Annotated in this window: 16 protein-coding genes and 1 tRNA gene; 12 read left to right on the top strand and 5 right to left on the bottom strand. The window is 50.3% G+C overall.

The window, feature by feature from the left end; translation table 11 throughout:
- Positions 1-208: 208 nt before the first annotated feature.
- The 5 genes from ABXT40_RS11195 (at position 209) to ABXT40_RS11175 (ending at position 5,332) form a co-directional block, all read left to right on the top strand.
- Positions 209-1,390 (top strand): ABC transporter substrate-binding protein, encoded by a 1,182-nt coding sequence (locus ABXT40_RS11195; protein WP_443645679.1) that lies wholly within the window; start codon positions 209-211, stop codon positions 1,388-1,390.
- A 59-nt stretch (positions 1,391-1,449) separates the two neighbouring features.
- A complete protein-coding gene (locus ABXT40_RS11190; RefSeq protein WP_443645678.1) occupies positions 1,450-2,241 on the top strand; it encodes an ABC transporter ATP-binding protein in 792 nt (263 codons plus the stop codon).
- Entirely contained in the window at positions 2,241-2,945 is a 705-nt protein-coding gene (locus tag ABXT40_RS11185) for an ABC transporter ATP-binding protein (protein WP_443645677.1), read from the top strand. Before ABXT40_RS11190 ends, ABXT40_RS11185 begins: the two co-directional genes overlap by 1 nt.
- 3 nt (positions 2,946-2,948) lie before the next feature.
- Positions 2,949-3,962: a branched-chain amino acid ABC transporter permease gene (locus tag ABXT40_RS11180; protein WP_443645676.1), complete on the top strand. Its 1,014-nt coding sequence runs from the start codon at positions 2,949-2,951 to the stop codon at positions 3,960-3,962.
- 95 nt (positions 3,963-4,057) lie between these two features.
- The gene (locus tag ABXT40_RS11175) at positions 4,058-5,332 is read left to right on the top strand and encodes a branched-chain amino acid ABC transporter permease (protein ID WP_443645675.1); all 1,275 of its coding nucleotides are present in this window, start codon (positions 4,058-4,060) and stop codon (positions 5,330-5,332) included.
- 199 nt (positions 5,333-5,531) lie between these two features.
- Here the strand turns inward: ABXT40_RS11175 and ABXT40_RS11170 are convergent.
- From ABXT40_RS11170 to ABXT40_RS11160, 3 genes are all read right to left on the bottom strand, one after another.
- Positions 5,532-5,606, bottom strand: a tRNA-Gly gene (locus ABXT40_RS11170).
- A gap of 171 nt (positions 5,607-5,777) precedes the next feature.
- Positions 5,778-6,911, bottom strand: coding sequence for a DegT/DnrJ/EryC1/StrS family aminotransferase (locus ABXT40_RS11165; protein WP_443645674.1), 1,134 nt, complete (start codon positions 6,909-6,911; stop codon positions 5,778-5,780).
- Positions 6,908-7,936, bottom strand: a complete 1,029-nt coding sequence (locus tag ABXT40_RS11160; RefSeq protein ID WP_443645673.1) for a Gfo/Idh/MocA family protein — start codon at positions 7,934-7,936, stop codon at positions 6,908-6,910. The genes ABXT40_RS11165 and ABXT40_RS11160 overlap by 4 nt, the downstream gene beginning before the upstream one ends.
- Positions 7,937-8,157: 221 nt before the next feature.
- On the opposite strand from ABXT40_RS11160, the gene ABXT40_RS11155 reads away from it, so the two are divergent.
- The 5 genes from ABXT40_RS11155 to ABXT40_RS11135 all read left to right on the top strand — a co-directional run bounded on the left by ABXT40_RS11155 (position 8,158) and on the right by ABXT40_RS11135 (position 11,221).
- On the top strand, positions 8,158-8,676 hold the full coding sequence (locus ABXT40_RS11155; protein WP_443645672.1) for a prolyl-tRNA synthetase associated domain-containing protein: 519 nt from the start codon (positions 8,158-8,160) through the stop codon (positions 8,674-8,676).
- 160 nt (positions 8,677-8,836) lie between these two features.
- A complete protein-coding gene (gene trxA, locus ABXT40_RS11150) occupies positions 8,837-9,739 on the top strand; it encodes a thioredoxin (RefSeq protein WP_443645671.1) in 903 nt (300 codons plus the stop codon).
- A gap of 107 nt (positions 9,740-9,846) precedes the next feature.
- Positions 9,847-10,563, top strand: a complete 717-nt coding sequence (locus tag ABXT40_RS11145; protein ID WP_443645670.1) for an LON peptidase substrate-binding domain-containing protein — start codon at positions 9,847-9,849, stop codon at positions 10,561-10,563.
- On the top strand, positions 10,550-10,756 hold the full coding sequence (locus ABXT40_RS11140) for a Trm112 family protein (protein WP_443647016.1): 207 nt from the start codon (positions 10,550-10,552) through the stop codon (positions 10,754-10,756). Before ABXT40_RS11145 ends, ABXT40_RS11140 begins: the two co-directional genes overlap by 14 nt.
- A gap of 81 nt (positions 10,757-10,837) precedes the next feature.
- Positions 10,838-11,221 carry a gamma-butyrobetaine hydroxylase-like domain-containing protein gene (locus tag ABXT40_RS11135; RefSeq protein WP_443645669.1) on the top strand — a complete coding sequence of 128 codons (384 nt, stop codon included), beginning with the start codon at positions 10,838-10,840 and terminating at the stop codon, positions 11,219-11,221.
- A gap of 34 nt (positions 11,222-11,255) precedes the next feature.
- On the opposite strand, the gene ABXT40_RS11130 is transcribed toward ABXT40_RS11135, so the two are convergent.
- Positions 11,256-12,536: an FAD-dependent monooxygenase gene (locus ABXT40_RS11130; RefSeq protein WP_443645668.1), complete on the bottom strand. Its 1,281-nt coding sequence runs from the start codon at positions 12,534-12,536 to the stop codon at positions 11,256-11,258.
- Positions 12,533-13,069 (bottom strand): D-glycero-alpha-D-manno-heptose-1,7-bisphosphate 7-phosphatase, encoded by a 537-nt coding sequence (locus tag ABXT40_RS11125; RefSeq protein ID WP_443645667.1) that lies wholly within the window; start codon positions 13,067-13,069, stop codon positions 12,533-12,535. Before ABXT40_RS11125 ends, ABXT40_RS11130 begins: the two co-directional genes overlap by 4 nt.
- A gap of 230 nt (positions 13,070-13,299) precedes the next feature.
- On the opposite strand from ABXT40_RS11125, the gene ABXT40_RS11120 reads away from it, so the two are divergent.
- Both ABXT40_RS11120 and ABXT40_RS11115 read left to right on the top strand, forming a co-directional pair.
- A complete protein-coding gene (locus ABXT40_RS11120) occupies positions 13,300-14,505 on the top strand; it encodes an aminotransferase class I/II-fold pyridoxal phosphate-dependent enzyme (protein ID WP_443645666.1) in 1,206 nt (401 codons plus the stop codon).
- Positions 14,506-14,579: 74 nt separating this feature from the next.
- Positions 14,580-16,931, top strand: a complete 2,352-nt coding sequence (locus ABXT40_RS11115) for a DNA translocase FtsK 4TM domain-containing protein (protein WP_443645665.1) — start codon at positions 14,580-14,582, stop codon at positions 16,929-16,931.
- The last annotated feature ends 21 nt before the right edge of the window (positions 16,932-16,952 follow it).

Genomic DNA, 16,952 nt, shown 5'->3' with positions numbered 1-16,952 from the left:
GTGACGGCAAAACATGCGGTTCAAAAAGTTGGTGATGCTATGCATGATTTGTTGGCTTGAATGAGCCAACCAGAATAGGGTATTTTGTCTAGATGGCATGATTATTTTTTGAGTTTCAAATGATGCCGTGAGTGCCAAGTTTCTTTAACTAACGACGCATCAGAGACTTATAAACTATTTTAATTGAAAACTACTAGGGGTGGATATTGTGAAAAAAACTCTCGCTTTAGCGGTGACGGCCGCTTTTCTGGCAACGCCAGCGTTTGCTGCTGATGTGAAAATTGGCGTGCTATTAGGGTTTACTGGGCCTATCGAATCGTTAACACCAGATATGGCAAGCGGTGCTGAATTGGCAATGAAAGAAGCCAGTGAAAGCGGTGCTTTTATGGGTGGCTCGAAAATTATCTCTGTTCGTGGTGACTCAACTTGTGTTGATGCGGCAGCAGCAACTGCAACCGCAGAACGGTTGATCACCTCAGATGGTGTCAGTGCCATTATGGGTGCCGACTGTTCAGGTGTGACCACAGCAGTTTTGCAAAATGTTGCGCTTGCAAAAGGCGTGGTAATGATTTCACCATCAGCGACCTCACCGGCTCTTTCTACTGTCGAAGACAATGGACTATTTTTCCGGACTTCGCCATCAGATGCACGTCAAGGTCAGGTGCTAGCGGAAATCCTCAAAGAGAAAGGTGTGAAATCGGCAGCCATCAGCTATACAAATAATGACTATGGCAAGGGTCTGGCAGCCAGCATCCAGAGCAATTTTGAAGATTTGGGTGGTAAAGTAACCATCTCGACTTCGCATGAAGATGGTAAAGGTGATTATGGCGCAGAGGTTGCTGCACTGGCGCAGGCTGGTGGTGATGTGTTGATTGTCGCCGGTTATCTTGATCAGGGTGGTAAGGGCGTTATTCAGGCGTCGATTGACGCAGGTGCATTTGATGTTTTTGTTTTGCCCGATGGCATGATTGGCGACAGCCTTCCAGCCGCAATCGGTAAGGATTTGAACGGTTCATATGGCACTTTGCCGGGCACAGACAGCCCCGGTGCAGCCAAGTTCAATGGTCTGGCTACGGCGGCTGGCTTTAAGCCGGGACCTTATGCACCACAATCCTATGATGCAGCGGCATTGATGATCCTTGCCATGCAAGCATCCTCTTCTTCTGACAGCCTCAAATTCAAAACGAAAATTACTGATGTTGCGAATGCGCCTGGCGAAAAAATTTACCCAGGCGAATTGGCAAAGGCCTTGAAAATCTTGGCCTCTGGCGGTGATGTGGATTATGTCGGCGCAACAGATGTCGAGTTGATTGGCCCGGGTGAGTCAGCTGGCTCTTTCCAAGAGATCATGATCAAAGATCAGAAAATTACGCCTGTTCGTTATCGTTAGTCATTAACCAAAAACCCGGCCCTGAACATGCGTTTGGGGCCGTGTTTGAAAGCTGATCCATGCTATCTGTTCAAAATGTCAGCATGCATTTTGGCGGCATCAAGGCTGTTGATAATATCAGCTTGTCTGTTGAAACCGGTTCAATTACTGGTCTGATTGGACCAAATGGTGCTGGAAAAACGACGCTTTTCAACGTAATTGCCGGTCTTTACAGACCTAATACTGGCCGGGTTTTTCTGGACGGGCAGGATATCACAGGTGCAGCGCCGCATGAGTTATTTCACAAAGGTCTGTTGCGTACCTTCCAGCTAGCGCATGAATTTTCATCGCTGACTGTTCGGGAGAATCTAATGATGGTTCCGCCCAACCAGTCCGGCGAACGCCTGATTGATATATGGCTATCACCAAAGAAAATCCGTGCCGAAGAAGCCGCAAACCGTCAGCGTGCCAATGATGTCATTGCGTTTTTGCAAATTTCCCATCTTGCTGATGAATATGCTGGCAACCTATCGGGGGGACAAAAGAAGCTTCTTGAACTGGGCCGAACTATGATGACAGACGCTAAGATTGTGTTTCTGGATGAGGTTGGCGCTGGTGTGAACCGTACGCTTTTGCACCAGATTGGCGATGCAATTTTGCGCCTTAACACCGAATTTGGATACACTTTCTGCATGATTGAGCATGATATGCAATTTATTGCGCGCATGTGTGATCCAGTAATCGTGATGGCACAAGGCAGGGTTCTGGCTGAAGGTAGTGCGGCCCAGGTTCAGTCAAATGAGGATGTCATTGATGCTTATCTGGGCACAGGCCTAAGAAACCAGACACGCAAACCCAGAGACCGCCAGTAATGACATTCATGATTGGTGAAAATATGGTTGGCGGCTATGGCAGCACAGATATTTTGAACGGCTGTTCTATTTGTGTTGACCTTGGTGAAATTGCCGTTGTTGTTGGTCCAAACGGAGCTGGCAAATCCACCGCGATGAAAGCCATTTTTGGCATGTTAAATCTCCGTGGTGGGAAAATATTAATTGATGGTGAGGATATAACCGCACTCGCGCCATTTGAACGCGTGAGAAAAGGCATGGCCTTTGTTCCGCAAACCCACAATGTTTTTAACTCGATGACGGTTGAGGATAATCTTGAGATGGGCGCCTTTATCAATACCAGCCCGATCGCCGGCATCATGGCGCAGGTCTACGACCTGTTTCCGGTTTTAAAAGAAAAGCGTCATCAGCGTGCTGGTGAATTATCCGGTGGACAGCGGCAGCAGGTCGCTGTCGGACGTGCGTTGATGACAGAACCAAAACTGCTAATGCTTGATGAACCCACCGCTGGCGTCTCACCAATTGTGATGGATGAGCTGTTTGACCGCATCATCGACGTAGCCAGCACCGGCATTGCTGTTTTGATGGTTGAACAAAATGCCAAACAGGCTCTTGGCATTGCTGATCAGGGCTTTGTGCTGGTGCAAGGTGAAAATCGCTATACTGGCAGTGGAACGGATTTGCTGCGCAATGCCAATGTTCGCAAAGCCTTTTTGGGAGGCTGATTGATGGAAATGCTGTTAAATCCACTGGTGCTTTTGGCGAATTTCGTTCTGGTTCCGGGCCTGGCCTACGGCAGCCAACTTGCCCTTGGTGCGCTTGGGGTAACAATGGTGTATGCGGTGCTGAATTTCTCAAATTTCAGCCATGGCGAGGTTATGTCTTTCGGTGCCATGATCACCATCCTTTCAACCTATTGGCTACAATCTATTGGCTTGTCGATTTCACCATTGCCAACAGCCCTTTTGGCACTACCCTTGGGCATTCTTGGCACAATTGGACTTTGCCTCTTATTGGACCGGCTGGTGTTTCGCTTTTATCGCCATCAACGGGCCAGTTCAGTCACCTATTTGATCGTGTCAATTGGGGTGATGTTTGTAATTGGAGGGGTTATACGTTTCGTCATTGGGCCCAATGACCGAAACTTCAATGATGGCGACCGGTTTCTGTTGAAGGCCCGCGAATTTAAGGAAATCAGCGGCTTGTCCGAAGGCTTGGCAATCAAATCATCGCAGGCCATTACGGTGTTTACTGCAGTCATCGTGGTGGCAGCTATATTCTGGTTCTTGAACCGAACACGCACTGGTAAATCAATGCGAGCCTATGCCGACAATCAGGATCTAGCGCTTTTATCGGGCATAAATCCGGATCGTGTTGTTAGCATCACATGGATTATTACAGCGGGGCTGGCGGCGGTCGCTGGAACTTTATATGGACTTGATAAAAGTTATAAACCACTGGTTTATTTGCATCTTGTTCTGCCTATCTTTGCCGCTGCAATCGTTGGCGGTGTTGGTAACCCACTTGGCGCAATTGTCGGTGGTTTTGTCATTGCTTTTTCCGAATTACTGCTCACTTTCGCCTATAAAAAAGTAGCTGCCTATTTATTTGGTGAAGGGCTTTTTGGCGATGGGCTTTTACAGATATTATCTACCGATTATAAATTTGCAGTCTCCTTCATGATATTGGTTGTGGTGCTGCTTATAAAGCCAACCGGCATTTTTAGTGGGAAGTCATTATGAACAAGCCATCAAAAAATGCGCCTGCGCGCACCCATATATTTAGCTTGCCAGCATACTGGCCGGCCCATCGGCGCAATTTGGTTCTCGCTTGCATAATGGCATTAATGCTCAGTTTTGTGGGGTTCGTCCAAAGTTGGAATTTGGCCTTTTCACTTCTAAACATGTGCTTGATTTCCGCGATAATGTCGCTGGGGGTGAATATCCAATGGGGCTATGCTGGTCTGTTTAATGCTGGGGTTATGGGATTCGCTGCACTTGGTGGACTGGCTGCAGTGCTCGTGTCGATGGACCCAGTGCCGTCAGCCTGGGCTGCTGGTGGCGGCGGGATAGGTCTTGGTTTGGTGATTGGCTTTGTGACTATTTGTGTCAACATCTATCTCTGGAAACGGGCCCGGTCACAAGGCAAGAAACGCTATTGGCTGATCGGCTTGGTTATTGTGGTCGGCTATAGCCTGATGCGCATGACGATTGATCCATCGGTGGCCGCAATCGAGGCGGTTGACCCCGCCATGACCGGTTACCTTGGTGGGTTTGGCTTGCCAATTGTCTTGTCATGGATAGTAGGTGGTTTGTTTGCCGCTGCAGCGGCATGGGTTGTTGGCAAGGTCGCACTTGGCCTTCGTTCAGATTATCTGGCTATTGCGACGCTTGGTATTTCGGAAATAATTCTTTACGTGCTGAAATTTGAAGATTGGCTCACACGCGGTGTAAAGAATGTGAACGGCTTGCCACGGCCGGTGCCCTATGAGGTGGATTTGCAAGAGGCCACATGGTTTCAAGAAATCATCACGCAGTTCAACCTGTCAATTGTTGAGGCTTCATCTTTGCTGGTAAAACTGTGTTATGCAGGCCTTTTCCTCATTGTTCTATTGACCATAATTTGGCTCTCGGAAAGCGCCCTTCGTGGACCGTGGGGGCGGATGATGCGAGCCATCCGTGACAATGAGGTTGCGGCAAATGCGATGGGCAAAAATGTTACTTCCCGGCATTTGCAGGTGTTTGTTTTGGGTTCGGCAGTAATTGGAATTGCTGGTGCGATGCTGGTAACACTTGATGGACAATTCACCCCGACAAGTTATCAGCCACTCCGTTTCACCTTCCTGATTTGGGTGATGGTGATTGTTGGTGGTTCGGGTAATAACTGGGGTGCGGTTCTGGGCGGCTTTGTTGTCTGGTTCTTCTGGATTGAGGCCGAACCAATTGGCCTTTGGCTTATCACTTTGCTGACGTCGGGCATGGAACCAGCCCATTGGCTACGATTGCATTTAATCGAAAATGCAGCGCATACACGCCTCATAACCATGGGGTTGGTCCTTTTGTTAACGCTGCGTTTTGCGCCGTGTGGCTTAATCCCCGAAGTCAAAAGATAAAACCAGCGCTAGTTTTGGCGTTTGGAGGCATAATGCTGCCTCACGCCTTATGGAACGCGTCTTATATCATCATAGACACCAGCCCGACATGATATGTAACGATCATCAAACCGGTACATCACTTTGGACATCACTCACCACCTGCAAACAATCAATATGTCTACAAATCAGTGAGATACATGTTCATCGTTAGGAAAATTGGAGCGGGTGAAGGGATTCGAACCCTCGACCCCAACCTTGGCAAGGTTGTGCTCTACCACTGAGCTACACCCGCGTCGCATCCATAAAATCAGTTGGGATGCGGATATCGCGAACCGCTGAAAGCTGGTATAATCCAAGCCTTGCGCCCTTGCAAGAGGCAAATTACCCAATCGAGTGGTGTTGGCAGCGGTTTTTTCATTTGCATGCCATCTGTTGGTGCGGCAGACCCTCAGAATTGATAATTTTAGGCCGTAGCCAGCGCGTCTTTCAGGCTGCTGGCAATAAGCGCTTGCTGGTCTGTTTCAAGATAGGGATGCATTGGCAAGGCCAACACATGATCGCATAAATCCATTGTCACCGGCAGATTGCAAGCACTAACCGGGTAATGTGCATAGGGTGGCTGACGATGCATTGGCACAGGATAATAAATTGCTGTCGGCACACCGGAATTCGCAAGCGATTTGCAGATGGCGTCACGGTTGCTGCCTTGTGGCAATTGAATCACATATTGTGCCCAGCTTGATGTGACGCCTGCCGCAAGCGATGGCGTGCTAACCACGCCCTCAAGCAAAGCCGCGTAGCGGTTGGCAGCATTTTGACGATGCACAAGCTCATCGGCAAAAATATCAAGCTTGGCGTCAAGCACCACCGCCTGCATGGTATCAAGACGGCCAGTCATGCCAATGCGGATATTTTCATATTTATCGCGTCCCATGCCATGAACACGGCATGAACGGATGATTTCGGCAATTTTATCATCATTGGTAAAGATTGCGCCGCCATCACCATAGGCACCAAGCGGTTTGGCCGGAAAAAAGCTTGTGCAGGTAACATTGGCAAGCTGGCCAACCGGCTTGCCATGCCATGTTGCGCCAAAGCTTTGCGCGGCATCATCAATCAGCCACAGGCCATTTTCTCGGGCGAAATTGCCAATGGCGGTATAATTAGCCGGCTGGCCAAACAGCCCAACGCCAATAATGCCAACAATATCGATGCCCGCACTTTTGCCCGCGGCAAGCGCTTGCGGCAATTTTTCTGGATCAAGGTTAAAGCTGATTTTATCCACTTCGGCAAAAATCGGGATTGCGCCCATGACCGAAATCACTTCAGCGCTTGCGGCAAAGGTAAAAGAGGGAACGATGACGCCTTGGCCGGGTTGCAACTCTAGTCCCATAAGCGCCAACAATAACGCATCGGTTCCTGACGAACAGGAAATATTATGCGCAACGCCTGTCCATTCACCAAGACGCGTTTCCAATGCGGCAATTTCTGGCCCCATGATATAGGCGCCATGATCAAGCAACGTTTGGAATCCGGCTTCGACCTTGTCGCGAATACGGGTTTGCTGGGCTTTTAAATCAATAAAGGCGATGCTCATTTAGGCCTCACTGGCTGATGATTCGAGGGTGTGGCGGATGTATCGATTAGCTGGGTTTGCATGGTTTCAAGAACCTGTTGAACCATTATCGCTTCGGCAATATTAGTTGGCGCTGGCTTGCCCGTTTCGCAGGTTTGAATAAAGGCGCGCATTTCATCTTTTAAAGGTTCGGCTTCGGCAACTGGAAGCGCAATCGGGCTTGCTCGATCAATGATGAAATGTTCGCCATTCAACCGCATTTGATCCTGAAAGAGGGTCAATTTTTCCGGCCAAGCTTTGGTATCATCAAAAACCAGCGATCCGGCGGTTCCGGTGACTGTCAGACGATGTTCTTTGAACGGGCTTAGCCAGCTTGTTTGCATGCCCGCCGAAACCCCATTTTCAAAACTCATAAAGCTGGTCAGAAAATCAACAATATTCGGGGTCATATGGCTTGCGCCGGCACAATGAATTTTTGTCGGAAGGCCGCCAATCAGCGCAAGGATAAGCGACAGATCATGCGGGCATAAATCAAACAATACAGATTCGGTATTGCGAATACGCCCCATTGCCAACCGGTTTGCCTGAACATGGCGAAGGCTGCCAATGGCACCAGCGGCAAGCTGTTTTTGCAATTCGATAAAGGCGGCATGATAGCGGATCAAATGTCCGACCATCACTTGTTTTTTGGCCGCATGCGCAGCGTCTTGAATGGCTTTTGCCCCAGCCAAACTCAGCGATAATGGCTTTTCCACATAAATATGTTTGCCAGCGGCCAAGGCGGCAATGGCAAGCGCATCATGGCTTGGCGCGGCGGTGGCAATGACAATGCCGTCAATTGATTCATCATCGATCAGCGTGTCCACATCAATCGATTTGGCGGCAAAGGCTGATCCAAATTCGGCGGCGTTTTTGGTATGGCGATCGGCAACCGCAGCCAACACCTCAAGCTGGGCAAGATTGCGCGCCAAGTTCCGGCCCCACATGCCACATCCGATTAGACCAATATTCATCATCGCCTGAATTTCATTTTGTAACGCAACCATATCTGTCGCTGTAATCTCGTGTCTTAATATGTGCGACGATTCGCGTCAATCGTTGCATTTCGTTACATTTTTCACAGAATTCAGCCAGATTTACCACCCGCCTATGGCGTGGCAAACCGATGGTCTTGCAGAGGCGTGTTCATCCGGCTAGAAAGAGATCGGGCCAGCCTATGGTCATCGTCATTATGGCGACGGATTAATCACCTTATCAGGGCCGCATTATGGACGCATCATCACAATTCAAAGACAGCTTGCCAACGACGCCGGAATCACTTTTGGCGGTTCTTGACGCGCTGGCGATTGATTATGTCACGCATCATCATCCGCCTTTGCGAACAGTTGAAGATGCCAAAGCGTATCGCGGTGATATGCCCGGGATTCATATCAAGAATCTGTATCTTCGCGACCGGAAAAAGCGCAATTTCCTGATTGTCGCCCAAGAAGATCGGGTGATTGATTTAAAAACTCTTGATCAGAAAATTGGTTCTGACCGGCTGTCATTTGGCAGTGCTGACCGGCTATTTGAAATGTTGGGTGTGCGCCCTGGCGCGGTCAGCCCGCTGACAGTGATTAATGATTCGGACCATAAAGTTTCGCTGTTTCTTGATACGGCGCTTCAAACCGATGATCGCATTTACGCCCATCCGCTTGTCAATGACATGACGATTGGCATCACCAGATCAGGCTTGAAGCAATTTTTGGCGCATACAGGCCATCGGCCGCGCTGGCTTGATTTTTAAATGGCTTTGGGGTCAGTCATGGCGCGCCCCTTGTTTTGCAACGCCTGATGATTACATCTACATGAGGAGTTGAAAAAGTGCGTGACCGCCGATTAAAATGCACCGTCTTGGCGGTGGATCACAATCGGATCACCGCCTTTTAAAGAAGGTTTAGGACAAAATGGAACAGCTTATCGCGGCCGCTGCCGATACCACACCAATCGATGTGAATATGGATAATTTCATGGCCGAGGTCATTGATGGTTCGGCAACAACGCCAATCGTCGTGCAATTTTGGGCTCCATGGTGTGGGCCATGTAAACAGCTTGGTCCGCTGTTGGAAAAGGTCGTTGCTGCCGCCAAGGGCAAGGTCAAGATGGTGCGAATCAATATTGATGAGAACCAGCAAATTGCCCAACAGATGCGGGTGCAATCAGTGCCAACAGTTTATGGTTTTTTCAATGGACAGCCCGTTGACGGTTTTGCCGGTGCGCAGCCCGAATCAACGTTAAAGCAATTTATTGACAAGCTGGTAGCGGCTGGCGGCAGTGGCCCCGATATCGCGGCAATGGTCGAGGCGGCAAACAACCTTCTTGAAACACAAGATTATGACAATGCGATGGCGCAATATCATGAAATCATGGCGGCCGATCCTGAATCGCCCGATGGTCTTGCAGGCATGATCCGTTGTATGGTTGGGATGAAAGATATTGATGGCGCGCGCGAAATTGTTGATCAGCTTGATGATGAATTTCGCGATAAACCAGCCATGGTGATTGCCATTGACTCGCTTGACTTGGCCGAAAAGGCGGCGCGTGCGGCTGGCGGTTTGACGCAAGCGCGTGCGGCGGTTAATGCTGATCCGAATGATCTTGGCGCGCGTCAAGAACTGGCATTGGCGTTATTTGCCTCTGGCGAACAAGCCGAATCAATGGAACAGCTTCTTGAATCCATCCGCATTGACCGCGCTTGGAATGACGAGGCAGCCCGCATGCAGCTATTGGAATTTTTCAAGACGCTAGGCCCGGCAAACCGCGATGTGATGGCGGCGCGGCGCAAGCTATCGACGTTACTTTTCGCCTAGCTGGATTATGCCCGTAATGGGCAACGATAATGTGGCCAGAGTAAACAGTCTTTTCGAGGCATAAGGCAGATGCAGAACGGCTTGAACCTAATTTTTAAGGAGTGATTATGGCAGGTGGTATTTTTGATCCGGAATTTGACCAGCTTCCGATGCGGATTCCGATTTTTCCGCTGCCAAGCGCCCTTTTGCTCCCGGGCGGGCAATTGCCGTTGAATATTTTTGAACCGCGTTATCTGGCGATGGTAAGGCATGCGCTGGCAACGCCAACAAGGCTGATTGGCATGGTACAGCCACTTGATCATCATGTTGGTGGTGACATCGCTAATGATAACATAGCCAATGATGACGGGGCCAATGATGACGGGGCTGATGCGGCGGGTTTGTTTGAAACTGGCTGTGCCGGACGTTTGTCATTTTTTCAAGAAAGTGATGATGGCCGTTTTGTCATCGCGCTTAACGGCGTGTGCCGGTTCCATCGTCTTCGCCAAGAACTAGACCCGAATGGGTTTCTGGTTGCGGATGTTGATTGGCAGCCTTTTGCGAATGATCTTCGCATCGATGTTAGCGCGCTTGACCGTGATCCGCTGATCAAAGTGATGAAACGCTATTTCGATATGAAGGGTTTTGAGACCGACTGGACGCAAATTGAAAACTCGGATAACCATCAGTTATTGGCTACATTATCGATGATCTGTCCGTTTGAAGTTGCCGAAAAACAGGCGCTTTTAGAAGCCGATTCAATGGCAAAACGCGCCGATCTATTAATTGCCATGATGGAAATGGCATTGCATGACGAAACCGGAGGCAATGATGCGCGACACTGACCCTGCGGCAGATTATGAAATTGATCCACGGCTTCTTGAAGTGCTGGTTTGCCCCTTGACGCGCGGCCCCTTAACCTATGATCGTGTAAATCATGAATTGATTAGCCATCAAGCACGCAAGGCCTATCCAGTTCGCGCTGGTGTGCCAATCATGCTTGGCGATGAAGCGCGTGATCTTGGCGCAGATGAATAGGCTTTTGCCGCCCATGACCGCCAAAATTTCCATGACTGCCAAGTTTGGCGATCAAGTTAAAATGCCAGGATAGTGTACCCCATGACCACATCACCGCCGCGAAAACCATCACAAGATGTCTGGCCTGAAGAAATCCGGCTTTCAAAAGCCAAGAATCGGCTGGAAATTCGTTTTGATGATGGCGCGCAATTCTCGCTATTAGCCGAATTATTGCGCGTTGAATCGCCATCGGCCGAGGTGCAAGGTCATGGTGCTGGTCAGAAAACCACGCCAGCGGGAAAACAGGATATCCTAATTAGTAGCATTGAACCGGTTGGCAATTATGCAATCCGGCTTAGCTTTAGCGACGGGCATAATACCGGCCTGTTTAGCTGGGGTCTGCTTTATGATTATGCGCTTCGCCAAGATCAGTTGATGGCTGATTATCTGGCGCGTCTTGCGAGTGATGGTGCGCGCCGCAACTAGTCTCTATAATTTGGGCCCCATTATGCAGACTCTATTATGTAGGCAAACGCCCCTCAAGAAGGTTGGCGCGTGCCAGGTGACCGCCCATCGCACTTTTCTGAAAAAATGATTTTACTGGACCAGCATTGACCAGCCCCATACCCGCGCCGGTGATTTTGGCAATGGCTGGTTGAAATGACATAAGCTGGTTCAGCCCGCTTGTCATGGCTGTCATGGCGGTGACTTCGAATTTGCGTCCGGCAAGATAATCAGTTTCAACCGACCGGTGACCAGCGCCAAGCCCGCGTGCGCTGGCGCGGGCAAGACAATCGGCAAGAACCGCCGCATCACCAAGCGCCAGATTATATCCCTGACCGGCAAGCGGGTGGATCGCATGGCTGGCATCGCCTGCCAGAATCAGATGTGAGCCGGTCATTTTGCGGCTAATCGTTGGCTTTAAAGGCCAGCCAAGACGTGGCCCGTCAAGCTGCAATCCACCAAGCGTTTCACCAAAAGCGGTCAATAGCACACTGGCAAAATCGGCTTCATCAAGCGCCATAAAATGATCGGCATCGGCCTTTGGTAACGTCCAGACAAGAGAAGCTCGAAACGGGCCATGCGGCATCAACGCCAATGGCCCGCTTGGCAAAAACCGCTGATAGGCAATATTGGCATGATCGCGTTCAAGCGTGAGATTGGCAACAATGGCGGTTTGCCGATGTGTTTCGGCCAAGCTGTGGATGCCGGCATAATCGCGCAATTTGCTTTTCGCACCATCACAAGCAACAACCAGCTGGCAGGATAAATCGGGCCGGTTGGCAAATTGCAATCGGGCAAGATCACCTGCCCCGTCAAAGCTTGTCACCTCGGCGTCGGTGATATGGGCAATTGGCCGCGTTGCCATCACCATATAGAGGGCATCAAGAAGCTGGTCATTGGCCACAACATATGCCATTGGCTGGTGAGCATCATGCCAATCAAGACTGAATTCGGGGCGTTGAAGCCGCGCAAGCCCGCCTTGGCGCGGTGCGCCATTGGCAATTTTGATGCGGGTGATCGGCGTTGCCATATCGCTAATAAGCGGCCAGACGCCAAGTGTTTCAAGCATGGTTTTGCCAGCAGCGTGAATGGTGGTGGTGCGATGATCACCGCTTGTGGTTTTGCTGGTGCTTGATGCGGAATCTGATGATTTGTTGTGTGCTGGGGCGCGGTCAACAAGCGCAATTGCGGGTGCCGCAGCCAATCCATAGCCGCCATAAGACAGCGCCAATGCCATCATCACCCCGGTCAGCCCACCGCCAACAATAATCACTTCATAATGTGTCTGATCGGTCATTTGCTGCCATCCGTCTTTGCCGTAAAATGGCGATCCATCACTTGTTTGGCAAGCTGATCCAGATCACCCCGATCAAAAAGATAGGCGGCCATGTCAGCCCGCTTTCCAGCCTCAACATCGCTATCACGATCGCCAATCATCACTGAGGCACCAAGGTCAATTTGCCATTTTTGTGCAAGATCAAACAGCAATCCCGGTTCGGGTTTGCGGCAACGACATGCCGCCGCCATTACCGGATCAGGCGAAAGCGGATGATGGGGACAAAAGGCAATATCGGTAATGCCACCACCGGCCTTTTCGGCAGCATCAATCAGATGATGATTGAAGTTATGCATATCGCTTTCGGTAAAGATGCCGCGTCCAATGCCGCCTTGATTGGTCACGATAAATACTGGCAATCCGGCCTGATGAAACCGCCTTAACGCCGCCACCGCACCAGTGATCCAGGCAAATTTTTCAATCTCGAAAATATAGCCATCATCATGGATCAGCGTATTGTCGCGGTCAAGAAAAATGGCTGGCTTTTGCGGCATGGGGGCGTGATCCTTTTCAAGGCAATATGGTGCGCTGGCACCAGATCACTCATCACAATCAATCTGGTTGAAAGCAGTTTACTGAAATTGGTCTATTTTGCTAGTGAGTAACATCATCGCAGCCATTGCCCCAGCGCAAGGCATGCGCTACCAATGAGGGCGAAATAACCAATTGGCGAGCCAAGCCGTCTTTTTGATCAAGCCTTTCATTTGATATGGTGAAAACATCCATGAAATTTAATCCAGCGCATGCTATTTTTGACGGCAATATGTTTGTCCAGCTTCGCGGGCTTCTTGAATCGATAACGCCGCCAGCAAATCTGCACGTTCTTGATATGTCGATTGGCGAGCCACAACAGCCGCCAGCTGCCCTGTTGCTCGACAGTGTGTCGCGTCATAATGACCAATGGCAATTCTATCCAAAGGCAACGGGAAGCCCGCGGTTTACCGCAGCGATTGAAGGCTATATTGCGCGGCGTTGGCCCGAAGCTGCAGGGCTTGCCGATGCAAGCCAAATCATTCCGGTTCCCGGAACGCGCGAACCACTTCATTTGCTTGGCCATCTGGTAACAGCAAGCAAGCCTAATGCCGCCGCGCTAGTGACCAATCCCTTTTATCACGCATGGCGCGCCGGTGCGCTTGCCATTGGCGGTGAGACGATCTGGCTGAACAGCGGTGCCAATCAGAATTTTCTCCCCGATCTTCATGCGGTTGCATCTGCCGATCTTGACCGCGCCAGCATTCTCTATCTGTGCAGCCCGACAAATCCGCAAGGCAGCGTTATGGATATGGATTATCTGGTGGATGTAGTCCGGCTTGCCCGCAAACATGACTTTCTGCTGGTGATGGATGAATGCTATGCCGATATTTGGCGGCACAGTCCGCCAACGGGTCTGATGCAGGCCGCCGCCTTGGTTGCACGCCAAGATGGCATCGCTGGCGATGCAGATCCACTGGCCAATTTGGTGGTGTTGAATTCACTGTCAAAACGGTCGGGTGCGGCTGGTCTTCGTGCCGGATTCATGGTTGGTGACAGGCAGGTTGTGGCACAATATTTAAAACTTGTCGGCAATGGCGGATCACTGGTGCCAACACCGCTTTTGGCGGTCGCTGCCGATCTTTATGATGACGAGGCGCATGTTGCTGCAATCCGTGCCTATTATGATGCCAATTTTGCCCTTGTTGAAAAACATCTTGGCATCGCCTCACCGCAAGGCGGCTTTTTCCTGTGGCTCAAGGTCGATGATGATATTGAATTTGTCAAAAGGCTGATGGCCGAACAGGCGGTAAAGGCTGTTCCCGGATCTTTTATGGGTCTGGAAACCGAAGATGGCAATCCGGGTGCTGGCTATGTCAGATTGGCGCTTGTTCATAATGCCGAACGCACCGATGAGGCGCTTTCACGGGTGGCGAAAATTTATAAAAGCCAGCAATGATAATGCCTTTGACCAAAAATAACGCTCATGGCAATGCCTAGATTGCCACACAGATTTACCCTATAAGGAAAGTCATGGCCGATAGTGACGACAAAAAACCCATTTTTTCCATTGCGATGATGCAGTTTTTGCAGAATCGGTTAATGGAAATTTTTGGTCTTGGGCTTTTTTTGATATCGGGTTTGTTGCTGATTTCGCTTATCACCGCTGGTAAAAATGACCCGTCCTTTAATCAGGTTTCAACGGCACCTGTGGCCAATTGGCTTGGGCCGGTTGGCGCCAATATCTCGGCCGGGCTTTATGCGGCAATCGGGCTTGCGTCATTTTTTCTAGCTTTAGTGCCGTTATTCTGGGGCTTGTCCTATTTCCGGAAACAGCCAGTGCTATGGATGCGATTTCGGATCATTGTTTTGCCGCTAAGCCTGTGCTTTTTGGCTGGCGGTCTTTTTGCGCTTGATGGTGGCGGTGCCAGTGATAATGGCGGGGCGGCAGGCGCGGTGATCATTGGCATGATCATGCGGGTCATGCAACCGATACCGCCCTTTATGGGACTAGAGACGATTCATTATGTTGGCGGTGCGGCGCTGTTTTTCGGCTTGTTATCATGGCTATGGGTGGTGGCAATTTCGCCTTGGCAATGGTTAAAACGATCTGATAGAACCAGTAAAATCGGATTTTTGTTCAAAATTATTGCCGGCCTTGGCCAAAAGGTTGCGGGTTCGGTCAATAATGCGCAACAGCTGGTTTCGGCAAAACCGCCGCGCAAACCAAAACCATCAAGACAACGCCAAGAACCGGTGCTTGTTGCCGATGCGACTGGTCATGTGGCTGACCAGATTGCCGCGGGTGGCAAAGCGCGCTCACCGCGCGCCACCAAAAAGAATGCCAAGCAGGAAATGTTTGATTTTGGCAATGGTTCGGGATTCCAATTGCCGCCTGCCCGCCTGCTGAATCCACCAGCAAAAACCCAATCAGGCCCGTCAAAATCGATTCTTGAAGATCATGCACGCCAGCTTGAAAATGTCCTATCGGATTTCAGCGTCAATGGCACGATTGCCGATGTGCGCTATGGGCCGGTTGTCACCCGCTATGATTTGAACCCTGCACCGGGTACCAAATCGCAACGCGTGATTTCGCTTGCCGATGATATCGCCCGTTCAATGAGCGCCATTTCGGTTCGGGTTGCCGTTGTGCCCGGCCAGAATGTGATTGGCATCGAATTGCCAAACGAAGACCGGCAGGTTGTTATGCTTCGTGATATTCTTGACCATGATAGCTGGGCCAGTGATCGTTCAAGTCTGCCAATGGCGCTTGGCAAGGATATTGCCGGCGCGCCGGTGGTGGTTGATCTCGCCAAATTCCCGCATCTTCTGGTTGCGGGTACCACCGGTTCCGGAAAATCAGTTGGCATCAATGCGATGATCCTGTCGCTTCTTTACCGGCATACGCCCGAAACCTGCCGGATGATTATGATTGATCCGAAAATGCTGGAACTATCGGTTTATGATGGCATTCCGCATCTTTTGAGTCCGGTTGTGACCGATCCGTCAAAGGCAGTTACTGCATTGAAATGGGCGGTTCGCGAAATGGAAAACCGCTATCGCAATATGGCCAAGATGGGGGTTCGTAATATTGGCGGTTATAATGACCGTCTTGCCGAAGCGCGGGCCAAGGGCGAAGTTTTGACAAGACGCGTTCAAACCGGCTTTGATCCTGAAACCGGCAAACCGATCCATGAAGAGGAAATTCTCGATCTGGCACCGCTTCCATTCATTGTGGTGCTGATCGATGAAGTGGCCGATCTGATGCTTGTTGCGGGCAAGGAAATCGAAGGCGCGGTTCAGCGTTTGGCGCAAATGGCGCGGGCGGCGGGAATCCATGTCATCATGGCAACCCAGCGCCCGTCAGTCGATGTGATTACCGGCACAATCAAGGCGAATTTTCCAACAAGAATAAGCTTTCAGGTCACGTCGCGGATCGACAGCCGCACAATCCTTGGCGAACAGGGCGCCGAACAGCTTCTTGGTAGGGGTGATATGCTGTTTATGGAAGGTGGCGGCAGGGTTGTACGCGTGCATGGCCCGTTTGTCGATGATGGTGAGGTTGAAGCTGTTGCCAATTTCCTACGCCAGCAAGGCGAGCCTGAATATGATGACCGCGTTGTTGAAGAGGTTGAAATTGGCGGCGATGGTGCTGGTGACGGGACGGTGCCAAGCAATGGCGGTAGCCTTTATGAACAAGCGGTGGCGTTGGTCGTTCGTGAACAAAAAGCATCAACAAGCTTTGTTCAGCGGCATTTGAAAATTGGCTATAACCGCGCCGCAACGATCATTGAAGAAATGGAAAGCAACGGCATTATTTCAGCGGCGAATCATGTTGGCAAACGCGATGTCCTGCTAACTGATAATGAAAATGGTGGCCTGTAATGCCAATCACCTTACTGCCAA

The organism is Candidatus Ponderosibacter sp. Uisw_141_02, from assembly GCF_048087665.1.
Taxonomy (GTDB): domain Bacteria; phylum Pseudomonadota; class Alphaproteobacteria; order Puniceispirillales; family Puniceispirillaceae; genus UBA3439.
The sequence above is the reverse complement of the archived record's forward strand: the minus strand, read 5'-3'. Positions and strand labels throughout refer to the sequence as shown.